Source organism: Pseudescherichia sp. (assembly GCF_031979925.1).
Lineage (GTDB): Bacteria > Pseudomonadota > Gammaproteobacteria > Enterobacterales > Enterobacteriaceae > Pseudescherichia.
The window spans coordinates 83,940-96,774 of record NZ_DALZFB010000009.1; the positions used below are offsets into that span (position 1 = coordinate 83,940).

At 57.3% G+C, this 12,835-nt stretch carries 13 protein-coding genes; 4 read left to right on the forward strand and 9 right to left on the reverse strand.

All coding sequences use genetic code 11. The features are described from left to right. Window positions 1-32 precede the first annotated feature (32 nt). The 5 genes from lysS to xerD all read right to left on the reverse strand — a co-directional run bounded on the left by lysS (window position 33) and on the right by xerD (window position 6,115). Window positions 33-1,550 carry a lysine--tRNA ligase gene (lysS, locus tag RTM13_RS15365; protein ID WP_312212945.1) on the reverse strand — a complete coding sequence of 506 codons (1,518 nt, stop codon included), beginning with the start codon at window positions 1,548-1,550 and terminating at the stop codon, window positions 33-35. 9 nt (window positions 1,551-1,559) lie between these two features. After that, window positions 1,560-2,658, reverse strand: a protein-coding gene (prfB, locus tag RTM13_RS15370; RefSeq protein ID WP_312212947.1) for a peptide chain release factor 2 whose coding sequence is annotated in 2 segments (ribosomal slippage) — window positions 1,560-2,582 and window positions 2,584-2,658 — 1,098 coding nt in all. Because the reading frame shifts where the segments join, the coding sequence is not laid out codon by codon here. Window positions 2,659-2,746: 88 nt separating this feature from the next. Further along, window positions 2,747-4,480, reverse strand: a complete 1,734-nt coding sequence (recJ, locus tag RTM13_RS15375; RefSeq protein WP_312212949.1) for a single-stranded-DNA-specific exonuclease RecJ — start codon at window positions 4,478-4,480, stop codon at window positions 2,747-2,749. A 5-nt stretch (window positions 4,481-4,485) separates the two neighbouring features. Continuing rightward, the gene (dsbC, locus tag RTM13_RS15380; protein WP_312212951.1) at window positions 4,486-5,196 is read right to left on the reverse strand and encodes a bifunctional protein-disulfide isomerase/oxidoreductase DsbC; all 711 of its coding nucleotides are present in this window, start codon (window positions 5,194-5,196) and stop codon (window positions 4,486-4,488) included. Window positions 5,197-5,218: 22 nt separating this feature from the next. Then, window positions 5,219-6,115 carry a site-specific tyrosine recombinase XerD gene (gene xerD, locus RTM13_RS15385; RefSeq protein WP_312212953.1) on the reverse strand — a complete coding sequence of 299 codons (897 nt, stop codon included), beginning with the start codon at window positions 6,113-6,115 and terminating at the stop codon, window positions 5,219-5,221. A gap of 100 nt (window positions 6,116-6,215) precedes the next feature. On the opposite strand from xerD, the gene fldB reads away from it, so the two are divergent. After that, window positions 6,216-6,737, forward strand: coding sequence for a flavodoxin FldB (gene fldB / locus RTM13_RS15390; RefSeq protein ID WP_312212955.1), 522 nt, complete (start codon window positions 6,216-6,218; stop codon window positions 6,735-6,737). 6 nt (window positions 6,738-6,743) lie between these two features. Here fldB and RTM13_RS15395 read toward each other — a convergent pair whose 3' ends face one another. Further along, window positions 6,744-7,160: a protein YgfX gene (locus RTM13_RS15395; RefSeq protein WP_312212957.1), complete on the reverse strand. Its 417-nt coding sequence runs from the start codon at window positions 7,158-7,160 to the stop codon at window positions 6,744-6,746. Then, entirely contained in the window at window positions 7,141-7,407 is a 267-nt protein-coding gene (gene sdhE / locus RTM13_RS15400; protein ID WP_103818411.1) for an FAD assembly factor SdhE, read from the reverse strand. The genes RTM13_RS15395 and sdhE overlap by 20 nt, the downstream gene beginning before the upstream one ends. A 262-nt stretch (window positions 7,408-7,669) precedes the next feature. On the opposite strand from sdhE, the gene ygfZ reads away from it, so the two are divergent. Next, window positions 7,670-8,650 (forward strand): tRNA-modifying protein YgfZ, encoded by a 981-nt coding sequence (gene ygfZ / locus RTM13_RS15405; protein WP_312212960.1) that lies wholly within the window; start codon window positions 7,670-7,672, stop codon window positions 8,648-8,650. Between the two features lie 82 nt (window positions 8,651-8,732). Here the strand turns inward: ygfZ and trhA are convergent, their stop codons facing one another. Next, the gene (gene trhA / locus RTM13_RS15410) at window positions 8,733-9,392 is read right to left on the reverse strand and encodes a PAQR family membrane homeostasis protein TrhA (RefSeq protein WP_312212962.1); all 660 of its coding nucleotides are present in this window, start codon (window positions 9,390-9,392) and stop codon (window positions 8,733-8,735) included. 290 nt (window positions 9,393-9,682) lie between these two features. On the opposite strand from trhA, the gene RTM13_RS15415 reads away from it, so the two are divergent. After that, on the forward strand, window positions 9,683-10,411 hold the full coding sequence (locus RTM13_RS15415; RefSeq protein ID WP_312213086.1) for a MurR/RpiR family transcriptional regulator: 729 nt from the start codon (window positions 9,683-9,685) through the stop codon (window positions 10,409-10,411). 128 nt (window positions 10,412-10,539) lie between these two features. Next, the gene (locus tag RTM13_RS15420) at window positions 10,540-11,973 is read left to right on the forward strand and encodes a 6-phospho-beta-glucosidase (RefSeq protein ID WP_312212964.1); all 1,434 of its coding nucleotides are present in this window, start codon (window positions 10,540-10,542) and stop codon (window positions 11,971-11,973) included. 57 nt (window positions 11,974-12,030) lie between these two features. On the opposite strand, the gene RTM13_RS15425 is transcribed toward RTM13_RS15420, so the two are convergent. Further along, window positions 12,031-12,774, reverse strand: coding sequence for an SDR family oxidoreductase (locus RTM13_RS15425; protein WP_312212966.1), 744 nt, complete (start codon window positions 12,772-12,774; stop codon window positions 12,031-12,033). Window positions 12,775-12,835: the final 61 nt, after the last annotated feature.

Sequence of the window (12,835 nt, forward strand, 5' to 3'; positions counted from 1 at the left end):
TTACCGTCGGGGCCTTATTAACGCGTTACGTCTTACTTAACCGGACGCATCGCCGGGAAGAGGATCACGTCGCGGATGGTGTGGCTGTTGGTGAACAGCATCACCATACGGTCGATACCAATGCCCAGGCCTGCGGTCGGCGGCAGGCCGTGCTCCAGCGCGGTCACGTAATCTTCGTCGAAGAACATCGCCTCGTCGTCACCGGCGGCTTTCGCATCCACCTGGTCCTGGAAACGCTGGGCCTGGTCTTCCGCGTCGTTCAGCTCGCTGAAGCCGTTGCCGATCTCACGTCCACCGATAAAGAATTCAAAGCGGTCGGTGATCTCCGGGTTCTCGTCGTTACGGCGCGCCAGCGGGGAGACTTCTGCCGGATACTCGGTGATGAAGGTCGGCTGGATCAGATGCGCTTCAGCGGTCTCTTCGAAGATCTCGGTCACGATACGGCCCAGACCCCAGCTCTTCTCAACCTTGATACCAAGGCTTTCAGCGATCGCTTTCGCCGCATCGAAGTTATCCAGGTCGGCCATGTTGGTCTCCGGACGGTACTTCTTGATCGCCTCGCGCATGGTCAGCTTCTCAAACGGCTTGCCGAAGTCGAAGGTCTCTTCGCCATAAGGCACCTGGGTGGTGCCCAGAATATCCTGCGCCAGGGTGCGGAACAGGGATTCGGTCAGCTCGATCAGATCTTTATAGTCCGCATAGGCCATATAGAGTTCCATCATGGTGAACTCTGGGTTATGACGAACGGAGATGCCTTCGTTACGGAAGTTACGGTTGATCTCGAACACACGGTCAAAACCACCGACCACCAGACGCTTCAGGTACAGCTCCGGCGCGATACGCAGGTACATGTCCAGGTCCAGAGCGTTATGATGGGTGATGAACGGACGCGCAGACGCGCCGCCAGGGATCACCTGCATCATCGGGGTTTCCACTTCCATAAAGTCGCGGCCCACCATGAACTGACGAATACCGGCCATGATCTGGGAACGAATTTTGAAAGTCTTGCGGGATTCATCGTTGGAGATGAGATCCAGGTAACGCTGGCGATAACGCGCTTCCTGATCCTGCAGGCCGTGGAACTTGTCCGGCAGCGGGCGCAGGGCCTTAGTCAGCAGGCGCAGCTCGGTGCAGTGAATGGACAGCTCGCCGGTTTTGGTCTTGAACAGCTTACCTTTCGCGCCGAGGATATCGCCGAGGTCCCACTTCTTGAACTGCTCGTTGTAGATGCCTTCCGGCAGGTCGTCACGGGAGACATACAGCTGAATGCGGCCGCCAACGTCCTGCAAAGTAACGAAGGACGCCTTACCCATGATACGGCGGGTCATCATCCGGCCAGCCACGCTCACTTCCACGTTCAGCGCTTCCAGCTCGTCGTTCTCTTTTGCATCAAACTCGGCGTGCAGCGCATCGGAGGTGCGATCGCGGCGGAAGTCGTTCGGGAACGCAACGCCCTGCTCACGCAGCTGCGCCAGCTTCTCGCGGCGGGTTTTTAGTTCGTTATTAAGATCGACCGCCGCGTCAGCGCCCTGTGCTTGTTGTTCAGACATGTTGGTTCCTCATAGCCCTGCTTTCAAACTTGCTTCAATAAACTGGTCCAGACTGCCGTCCAGCACCGCCTGCGTGTTGCGGGTTTCAACCCCGGTGCGCAGATCTTTGATACGGGAGTCGTCCAGTACGTAAGAACGGATCTGGCTGCCCCAGCCGATGTCGGATTTGTTATCTTCCATCGCCTGCTTCTCAGCATTTTTCTTCTGCATCTCCAGCTCATAAAGCTTCGCTTTCATCTGCTTCATGGCCTGGTCTTTGTTCTTATGCTGGGAACGGTCGTTCTGGCACTGAGTCACTAATCCAGTCGGAATGTGGGTAATACGCACCGCCGATTCCGTACGGTTAACATGCTGGCCGCCCGCGCCGGAGGCACGGTAAACGTCGATACGCAGATCCGCCGGATTGATTTCGATATCGATATCGTCTTCCACTTCCGGGTAGACAAATGCAGAGCTGAAGGAGGTGTGACGACGACCGCCGGAGTCAAACGGGCTCTTACGCACCAGGCGGTGGACGCCGGTTTCGGTACGCAGCCAGCCGTAGGCGTAATCGCCAATAATTTTGATGGTCACCGATTTCAGGCCAGCAACTTCACCTTCGGACTCTTCGATAATCTCGGTTTTGAAACCGCGCGCTTCGGCCCAGCGCAGATACATACGTGTCAGCATGCTGGCCCAGTCTTGAGCTTCCGTACCGCCGGAGCCAGCCTGGATATCTAGGTAGCAGTCGGCGCTATCGTATTCGCCGGAGAACATGCGGCGGAACTCAAGCTGCGCCAGCTTCTCTTCCAGCACGTCAAGCTCGGCAACGGCTTCGTTAAAGGTCTCTTCGTCGTCGGCTTCTACGGCCAGCTCCAGCAGGCCGGAGACATCTTCCAGGCCCTGGCGCATCTGATCCAGCGTATCGACGATGGCTTCCAGGGAGGAGCGCTCTTTACCCAGCGCCTGCGCGCGTTCGGGTTCGTTCCAGACGTCCGGCTGTTCCAGCTCGGCGTTTACCTCTTCAAGACGCTCTTTCTTGGCATCGTAGTCAAAGATACCCCCTAAGAACGTCTGAGCGCTCCGTGAGGTCCTGAATGCGGTTTTTTACAGGATTGATTTCAAACATGGCTGTATTCTTTTCTGCGCTTGTCAAAATGCGGTTATAAGGGCGGGATCTTAGCGGATTCGCGCCCTTTTTTACAGTGAAAGTGATGCTAAATCGGCCAGATATCGTCGATGATCAGCTGCACGCTGCGATTACCTCGGAACTCGTTAACATCAAGTTTATAGGCAAGGCTCACTTCACGCACGCCGTTGTCCGGCCAGATAGTGGTATCGACGTTAAACGCGATGCCGTCCAGCAGTGGGCCGCCACCGACCGGTTCGACCATCACTTTCAGATGGCGCTCGCCGACAATACGCTGCTGCAACAGGCGAAAATGCCCGTCAAACAGCGGCTCCGGGAACATCTGCCCCCACGGCCCGGCGTCGCGCAGCATCTCTGCGACCTCCAGCGTCATGTCGGCAGGTGAAAGCGGGCCGTCTGAGACGACCTCACCCTGCAACAGGGCGGGATCCAGCCACTCGGTGACCAGCGCGCCAAAGCGCTGCTGGAACTCCTCAAAACGCGCCGCTTCCAGCGACAGGCCTGCCGCCATGGCGTGGCCGCCGAACTTCAGCATCATCCCCGGATAGAGCGTGTCGAGACGCTCAAGGGCATCGCGCATATGCAGACCCTGAATGGAGCGGCCAGAGCCTTTCAGCAGGCCATCCCCCGCCGGGGCAAAGGCTATCACCGGGCGGTGGAAGCGCTCTTTGATACGTGAGGCGAGAATACCGACTACGCCCTGATGCCACTCGGGATGATACATCGCCAGCCCGCCGGGCAGCGTCTCACTGCTGCGCTCCAGCTTCTCGCAGAGCGCCAGCGCTTCGGCCTGCATCCCCTGCTCAATCTCTTTACGCGTCTGGTTGAGCGCATCCAGCTCGCTGGCCAGCACCCGGGCTTCACCGACGTTGTCGCAGAGCAGCAGCGCCACGCCTACCGACATATCGTCGAGCCGCCCGGCAGCGTTAAGCCGGGGGCCAAGGGCAAAACCAAGATCGCTGGCCGCCAGCTTCTGTGCATCGCGGTTGGCGATCTCCAGCAGCGCCTTAATGCCTGGGCGGCACTTGCCTGCACGAATGCGGCTCAGACCCTGCCAGGTCAAAATCCGGTTGTTGGCATCCAGCGGCACCACGTCGGCTACCGTGCCAAGGGCAACGAGATCCAGCAGCTCCGCCAGGTTAGGCTCGGCCAGGCCGCGTGCTGCAAACCAGCCCTGGTCGCGCAAATAGGCGCGCAGCGCCAGCATCAGGTAGAACGCAACCCCTACACCTGCGAGCGATTTCGACGGGAAGGTGCAGTCGCGCAGGTTCGGATTCACGATCGCTTCGGCGTCCGGCAGCGTCTCTCCCGGCAGGTGGTGATCGGTTACCAGCACCGGGATCCCCAGCTCATGGGCACGATCGACGCCAGCATGGGAGGAGATGCCATTATCCACGGTGAGGATCATCTGCGCGCCACGCGCATGCGCCTGATCGACCACCTCCGGGCTTAACCCGTAGCCGTCGTCAAAGCGGTTTGGCACCAGGCAGGTAACGTTCCCGCAGCCCAGCGAACGCAGGGCCAGCACGCTAAGGGCGGTGCTGGTGGCGCCGTCGGCGTCAAAATCGCCGACAACGACGATGCGCAGCTCCTCCTGCAGAGCGCGATAGAGCAGCGCCACCGCTTTATCGATGCCGCTGAGCTGCTGCCATGAGAGCATCCCTTTTACGCTGCGCTCCAGCTCTCCAGCCGAACGTACGCCGCGGCTGGCATATAAGCGCCGCAGCAGCGGGGGCAGGTTCGCTGGTAGATCCGCCGCCTCATCCACTGTTCGGCGGCGAAGTTGTCTCTGATGTTTCACGAAAATTATTTACCGCTCATAGATTTCTGCTGGTCGAGGAACGCCTTCAGCTCCTGCGGATCCTGATAGCCCGGCACGACGTAGCCGTTGCTCAGGACGATAGCCGGGGTACCGCTGACGCCGAACTGCACGCCCAGCGCATAGTGGTTAGCAATGTCGATATCGCAGCTGGCCGGCTGCACACCTTTGCCATTCATCGCATTATCGAAGGCTTTATTACGATCTTTCGCGCACCAGACCGACTTCATATCTTTTGCCGCATCGCTCTGGATCCCCTGACGCGGGAAGGCCAGATAGCGCACGGTGATACCCAGCGCATTGTAGTCCGCCATCTCTTCGTGCAGCTTATGGCAGTAGCCGCAGGTGATATCGGTGAACACGGTAATGACGTGCTTCTCCTGCGCGGCTTTGTAGACGATCATCTCTTTTTCCAGCGCGTTGAGATGAGTCATCAGCATCTGGTTAGTGACGTTGACCGGCTGCGCACCGCTGACGTCATACATTGGCCCCTGAATAATATGTTTACCGTCGTCGGTGACGTACAGCACGCCGCTGTTGGTCATTACGGTTTTCATACCGCTCACCGGCGCAGGCTGGATCTCGGTGCTCTGCACGCCCAGCTTCGCCAGCGACTGTTTGATTGCCGCGTCATCAGCGTGGGCCATTCCGGAGAGCGTTGCCGCCAGCAGGGTAAACATCATTAAACTCTTTTTCATAACCGTCCTTAACTGTTCAGCATCATGCCCGGGGGTGATGCTGTTGATGAAGTTGTCGCAGGCGTTCCGTAGCCACATGGGTGTAGATCTGCGTCGTTGAAAGATCGCTGTGTCCAAGCAGCATCTGCACCACGCGCAGGTCAGCGCCGTGGTTTAGCAGATGTGTGGCAAACGCGTGGCGCAATACGTGCGGCGAGAGCTTTTCACCGTCGATGCCTGCCAGCAGAGCATAATGCTTGATCCGGTGCCAGAAGGTCTGCCGGGTCATCTGCTGCGCGCGCTGGCTTGGAAAGAGCGTATCGATTGAGGTGCCGTTCAGCAACCACGGCCGCCCATGCTCAAGGTAGTTCTCCAGCCAGTAGACCGCCTCTTCCCCCAGCGGCACCAGACGCTCTTTATTACCTTTACCGATGACCCGCACTACGCCCTGGCGCAGGCTGATGTCGCTCATAGTCAGCCCTACCAGCTCCGAGACGCGCAGCCCGGTGGCATAGAGTACCTCCAGCATCGCCTTATCGCGTAGCTCCAGCGGCTGATCCACCAGCGGAGCCTGCAGCAGGCGTTCGACCTGGGCCTCACTGAGATCTTTTGGCAGCCGCTGCGGCAGCTTGGGCGACGCCAGCAGCGCGCTGGGATCGTCCGGGCGTAGCTTCTCCCGGTACAGGTGCTGAAAGAGACGCCGTATAGCGCTCAGCAGGCGCGCAGAGCTGGTGGCTTTATATCCCCCTTCAATACGCTCCGCCAGCAGCGCCTGGAGATCGTCGCTTTGTGCACTCTGTAATGAGAGGCCGCGATGGTGCAGCCACTCAACCACCATGCTGAGGTCGCGGCGGTAGGCGCTCAGCGTATTCTCCGCCAGATTACGCTCCAGCCAGAGCGCATCAAGAAACTGTTCTATGCGTGCGAGATCCTGATCCATTTGAGCCTCTTGTGGTCTGCGGCTCTCCATTATGCCTGATTGCCCACCGATTCTGGTACACTGTGCGCAAAGCCCCATCAGGAATTGAGACGTTTACGCTATGAACATTGGTCTTTTCTATGGTTCCAGTACCTGCTACACCGAAATGGCAGCGGAGAAAATTCGCGACGTTATCGGCCCGGAACTGGTCACGCTGCACAACCTGAAAGACGATGCTGTCTCCTTAATGGAGCAGTACGATGTCCTGATTCTCGGCATTCCCACCTGGGATTTTGGCGAGCTTCAGGAGGACTGGGAGGCTGTCTGGGACCAGCTCGACGGCCTGAAACTCGACGGTAAAATCATTGCGCTGTACGGTATGGGCGATCAGCTCGGCTACGGCGAGTGGTTCCTCGACGCGCTCGGCATGCTGCACGACAAGCTGGCTGCCAAAGCCGTGACCTTTATCGGCTACTGGCCGACAGAGGGCTATGAGTTTACCAGTCCTAAGCCAGTGATTGCCGATGGACAGCTCTTTGTTGGCCTGGCGCTGGATGAAACCAACCAGTACGATCTGAGCGAAGAGCGCATCCAGAGCTGGTGCGAACAGATCCTTAATGAAATGGCCGAGCAGTTCGCCTGACTGGTTTCAACGTGCTCCAGCCGCCGGTTGCTGTAGCAGCACCCGGCGCAGGTCACGCCACTCGCTCTCATCCATGCTGTCCGACGCCAGCCACAGATGATGAATACGCCCGCCCTGCTCTTTACGCAGGCGCAGCATCATGCCGTTGGTCAGCATCCAGGGCGTGCCGATAATCTCCCACTCCACGCCTTGCCAGCGCAGCCGGGAATCCATTAGCAGCTTAATCTCACCGTGACAGGCGTTGATACGCCGCTGGCTGCGCACGCAGTCAAACACCACCAGTGAGAGCAGCATGAGCCACACCGGCGTATAGCGCAGCGGCCAGGGGGCCAGCAGTATTAACGCCGCAACAAGGCCATGAAGCAGGAGAGAGAGCCACTGGGAGCGCCAGGAGACGCGTAGATCAGATTGCCACAGGACCACGTTCCCGATTCCGTGTCTGAATTAACTGCACCATTCTCTGCAACTCCGTGTCGGCAGGTTCACCATGATTCATTAACCAGTTAAATAAATCTGGATCGTCACTTTCCAGCAGGCGGACGAATAGACGTTTATCGTCGTCGCTCAGCGTATCGTACTCGTGTTCAAAAAAAGGCATGATGGAGATATCCAGCTCGCGCATTCCCCGGCGGCATGCCCAATGGATGCGGGCTCTATTATTTATGTCCATGTCTTCTCCCTGCATTACGATATAGAAGTATCGATAGTGCAGACAGTGTATCGTGTTTTTTGTTCATCCTTTACTGGAAAGTTGATAATTAGGAAGGGTGCTTCCAACATAAAACATCCCGGAGGTACGTTTTGCATTTTATTGCGTAGCGCTACGCATCCCGGCGAAGTGAGCACAAATCGTATGCTTTTACCGCTTGCATTGGTCGGCGGCTCTTTTACCATTAAGCATCTAACAGCGTTAAGCAAACCAGGACACTATTATGGCCTTTACTCCTTTTCCCCCGCGCCAGCCTTCCGCCTCTGCGCGTCTGCCGCTGACGCTTATGACCCTCGACGACTGGGCGCTGGCAACCCTGACCGGTGCAGATAGCGAAAAGTATCTGCAGGGCCAGGTCACCGCTGACGTTGCCGCCCTGACCGAGCACCAGCACCTGCTGGCGGCGCACTGCGATGCCAAAGGCAAAATGTGGAGCAACCTGCGCCTGTTTCGCCGCGACGGCGGCTTTGCCTTGATTGAGCGCCGCAGCATTCGTGACGCTCAGCTGACCGAATTAAAAAAATACGCGGTCTTCTCTAAGGTCACTATCGCGCCGGATGACGAGCACGTACTGCTGGGCGTGGCCGGTTTTCAGGCCCGCGCCGCGCTGGCAAACGTATTTACCACCCTGCCCGACGCTGAAAAGCAGCTCGTGCAGGAGGGGGCAACCTCGATTCTGTGGTTCGAGCACCCGGCAGAGCGTTTCCTGCTGGTGACGGACGTTGCCACTGCGGAACTGATTAGCGAGAAGCTACGCGGTGAAGCGCAGCTGAACAACAGCCAGCAGTGGCTGGCGCTGAACATTGAAGCGGGCCTGCCGGTGATCGACGCCGCTAACAGCGCCCAGTTTATTCCGCAGGCAACCAACCTGCAGGCGCTCGGCGGCATCAGCTTTAAGAAGGGGTGCTATACCGGCCAGGAGATGGTCGCCCGGGCGAAGTTCCGCGGCGCCAACAAGCGCGCCCTATGGTATTTGGCGGGTAAAGCGAGCCGCCTGCCGGAGCCGGGTGAAGATCTTGAGCTGAAGATGGGTGAAAACTGGCGTCGCACCGGCACTATCCTGGCGGCGGTACAGCTTGAGGATGGCCGTCTGCTGGTACAGGCAGTGATGAACAACGATATGGAGCCGGACAGCGTCTTCCGCGTGCGCGACGATGCCAATACGCTCAGCATCGAGCCACTGCCCTATTCGCTTGAGGAGTGAGTAGTTACGCCGGGTGGCGGCTTCGCCTTACCCGGCCTACGGTTTTGTAGGCCCGGCAAGCATAGCGCCGCCGGGCAAAAAGTTAAGCCTGGCCAACGTAGAAGTAGATTGCGAGGAAGTGGCACAGGCTGCCGCCCAGCACAAAGCCGTGCCAGATTGCGTGGTTGTAGGGGATGCGCCTGCACACGTAGAAGATCACCCCCAGCGAGTAGACGATGCCACCCGCAGCCAGCAGTATGAGCCCGCCCGCCGAGAGCCTGATGGCCAGCTCGTAAATCACCACCAGCGACAGCCAGCCCATCGCCAGATAAGTTACCAGCGAGAGCACCTTAAAACGGTGGGCAATGGTTAATTTGAACAGGATCCCGAGCAGCGCCAGACCCCAGATAACAATCATCAGGCCGCGCGCCAGCGGCGAATCCAGCCCTACCAGTAAAAAAGGCGTATAGGTACCGGCTATCAGCAGATAGATAGCACAGTGGTCGAACTTCTTCAGCCACGGCTTTGCGCGCGGATGGGGAATAGCGTGATAGAGCGTTGAGGCCAGAAACAGCAGGATCATGCTGCCCCCGTAAAGGCTGTAACTCGTAATGGCCAGTGGGCTGGCATGATTATCCATTGCCTGCATCAGCAGTAGCACCAGTCCCACCACGCCGAACACCAGTCCAATACCGTGACTAATGCTGTTGGCTATCTCCTCAGCCAGTGAATATCCCTGTTTTTTTAATGGTTTATCAACCATAGCTTACTCCATAAAACAGAGGCTTACGCCGGGTCACTCAGTAGCCGATAGCTGCCTGAATGATAACCAGTATAGAGTAACTGAGAATGATTTCAGTGCACACCTGTTAGCTAAAATAAATATTAGCGTCAAAAAAATGCAATAAGCTCACGCCTCGTTCAGGCTACAGCTGTTCCGCCTTTTAGAAAGCCTCACGCCGCAGCGCGGATTCCCGTTTCGGGCAAAGTGTGGCAGCATAGAGAGGTGCCATACCGCGCAGATAACCGTCTGAAAAAGGAAGCCTCGTGACCCTGTTTAACCACTCCGCTGTTGCCAGCCTCAACAACCTTGAGATGATGGTCTACAACGTGGTCATTAAAAATCGCGACAAGGTGATGTACATGACCATTCGCGAACTGGCCGATGCGGCAGGTGTCTCCACCACTACCGTTCTCCGCTTTTGCCGTAAGCTGGAGTGCGAAGGCTACTCGGAGTTTCGCGTGCGCTTTAAATTATATTTAGCGCAAAGCGAACCACAGCCCGCTAATTTCGGTGCCAGCGAAATTATTAGCTTTTTTAAAAGCGTTAATAACGATGAATTCGATCGTCTGCTGGATCAGGCTGCCGATATTATCCTGGCCTCCGAGCGAATTATATTTGTCGGCGTAGGCACATCCGGATCGCTGGCGAAATATGGCGCACGTTTTTTTTCCAACGTGGGTAAATTCAGTAACCATGTTGACGATCCCTATTTTCCCGTCACCAACGATATGGCGAAAAATGCGCTGGCGATTGTCCTCTCTGTCTCCGGTGAGACGGAAGAGATCCTGCGCTTCGCCAGCCAGTTCAGCCTGCATCACTGTAAGGTGATGTCGATTACCAGCCACGAGCATTCGGCATTAGCTAAGCTGGCAGATTTTAACCTCTCCTGGCATATTCCCCAGACGCGCATTTCAGGGGGCTACGATCTGACTACCCAAATTCCCGTGATCTATATTCTTGAAACCCTGGGCCGCAAGCTGGCGAAAAAATTAGCCTAAAAAAACAGGCTGTTTTTTCCCTGTAACATATTACCGAAGCGGCAAAGTGTTATATCGTGACTTTCGATTGGGCTTTGCTAGACTCGGCGTAAACCTATTTTCTGTCGGTTACAGCGGGATAAATAAGCATGAAAAAGATCACCTTACCAAAAGACTTTTTATGGGGCGGCGCGGTCGCTGCGCATCAGGTTGAAGGCGGCTGGAACAAAGGCGGCAAAGGCCCGAGCATCTGCGACGTGCTGACCGGCGGTGCGCACGGTGTACCGCGTGAGATCACCCAGGAAGTTGTGCCCGGCAAATACTACCCGAACCACGAAGCCGTTGAGTTCTACAGCCACTACAAAGAAGACATCAAGCTGTTTGCCGAGATGGGCTTTAAGTGTTTCCGTACCTCTATCGCCTGGACGCGCATCTTCCCGAACGGCGATGAGCTGACGCCGAACGAAGAGGGTCTGAAGTTCTATGACGATATGTTCGATGAGCTGCTGAAATACAACATCGAGCCGGTGATCACCCTCTCTCACTTTGAGATGCCGCTGCACCTGGTACAGGCTTACGGCGGCTGGACCAACCGTAAAGTGGTCGATTTCTTTGTGCGCTTCGCCGAAGTGGTCTTCGAGCGCTATAAGAACAAGGTCAAATACTGGATGACCTTTAACGAGATCAACAACCAGCGTAACTGGCGTGCGCCGCTGTTTGGTTACTGCTGCTCCGGCGTGGTCTATACCGAGCATGAAAATCCGGAAGAGACCATGTATCAGGTGCTGCACCACCAGTTTGTCGCTAGCGCGCTGGCGGTGAAGGCTGCGCGGGAGATCAATCCAGAGATGCAGGTCGGCTGCATGCTGGCGATGGTGCCGCTCTATCCGTTCTCCTGTAAGCCAGAAGACGTGATGTATTCCCAGGAGTCAATGCGCGAGCGCTGGGTCTTTACCGACGTGCAGCTGCGCGGCTACTACCCTTCCTACGTTCTGAACGAGTGGGAGCGTCGCGGCTTTGATATCAAAATGGAAGCCAACGACGAGCAGATCCTGCGCGAGGGTACCTGCGCCTATCTCGGTTTCAGTTACTACATGACCAACGCGGTGAAAGCGGAAGGCGGCAGCGGCGATGCAATCTCTGGCTTCGAAGGCAGCGTGCCGAACCCGCACGTTAAAGCCTCAGACTGGGGCTGGCAGATCGACCCGGTCGGCCTGCGCTATGCTCTGTGCGAGCTGTACGAGCGCTACCAGAAGCCGCTGTTTATCGTGGAAAACGGCTTCGGCGCGTACGATAAAGTGGAAGAGGATGGCAGCATCAATGATGACTACCGCATTGACTACCTGCGCGCCCACGTTGAAGAGATGATCAAAGCCGTGACCTATGACGGCGTCGATCTGATGGGCTACACCCCGTGGGGCTGCATCGACTGCGTATCGTTCACCACCGGCCAGTACAGCAAGCGTTATGGCTTTATCTATGTGAACAAGCACGACGACGGCACCGGCGACATGTCCCGCTCCCGTAAAAAGAGCTTTAACTGGTACAAAGAGGTGATCGCCAGCAACGGCGAGAATCTGTAATTGTTAAATGCCGGGTGGCGGCTCCGCCTTACCCGGCCTACTTGACGTGGTCGGCGGCTACTTGCCGCCCGCCATCTCAATAAAACTCCCCGTCACGTACGACGCCCTCTCGCTCAGCAGCCAGACTATCGCCTGCGCCACCTCTTCCGGCTGGCCGCCACGCTGCATCGGCAGCGCTGATTTAACCCGATCCACTCGTCCTGGCTCGCCGCCATCAGCATGCATCTCGGTATAGATAAACCCTGGACGCACGCCGTTAACGCGAATGCCCTGCGCCGCGACCTCCAGCGACAGCCCGGTAGTCAGCGTATCGACCGCCCCTTTCGAGGCGGCATAGTCCACGTATTCGCCGGGCGCGCCCAGCCGCGCCGCCGCTGAGGAGACGTTGACGATGGCCCCACCCTTGCCGCCATGCCGGTGCGACATCCGCTTTACCGCCTCGCGACAGCAGAGAAAATAGCCCGTCACGTTGGTCGCCAGTACGCGGTTAATGCGCTCGGCGGTGAGGTTTTCCACGTTGCTCTGGGTAAAAAGAATGCCTGCATTATTGACCAGCGCGGTCAGCGGTTCACCCTCCTCATCGATACGGGCAAACATCGCCAGCACCTGCGCTTCATCGCTGATATCTGCCTGTACTGCGAACGCTCTGCCACCCGCAGCGAGGATCGTGTTGACCACCTCGGTTGCCGCGTCCACGTTGTGGTGATAGTTAACCGCCACGCTATAGCCCTCACGCGCCAGATCCAGCGCCGTGGCTCTGCCAATCCCCCGGCTTGCGCCGGTCACCAGTGCAATACCCATTCTATTCTCCCAATAAAAAAGCCGGGCGGCGCTTGCGCTTGCCCGGCCTACAATATGGCAC

Coding starts and splice junctions, on each gene's coding strand:
- sdhE (WP_103818411.1), bottom strand. CDS start 7,407: ATGGACATAAATAATAGAGCCCGCATCCATTGGGCATGCCGCCGGGGA.
- dsbC (WP_312212951.1), bottom strand. CDS start 5,196: ATGAAAAAGAGTTTAATGATGTTTACCCTGCTGGCGGCAACGCTCTCC.
- RTM13_RS15420 (WP_312212964.1), top strand. CDS start 10,540: ATGAAAAAGATCACCTTACCAAAAGACTTTTTATGGGGCGGCGCGGTC.
- fldB (WP_312212955.1), top strand. CDS start 6,216: ATGAACATTGGTCTTTTCTATGGTTCCAGTACCTGCTACACCGAAATG.
- trhA (WP_312212962.1), bottom strand. CDS start 9,392: ATGGTTGATAAACCATTAAAAAAACAGGGATATTCACTGGCTGAGGAG.
- RTM13_RS15425 (WP_312212966.1), bottom strand. CDS start 12,774: ATGGGTATTGCACTGGTGACCGGCGCAAGCCGGGGGATTGGCAGAGCC.
- ygfZ (WP_312212960.1), top strand. CDS start 7,670: ATGGCCTTTACTCCTTTTCCCCCGCGCCAGCCTTCCGCCTCTGCGCGT.
- lysS (WP_312212945.1), bottom strand. CDS start 1,550: ATGTCTGAACAACAAGCACAGGGCGCTGACGCGGCGGTCGATCTTAAT.
- xerD (WP_312212953.1), bottom strand. CDS start 6,115: ATGGATCAGGATCTCGCACGCATAGAACAGTTTCTTGATGCGCTCTGG.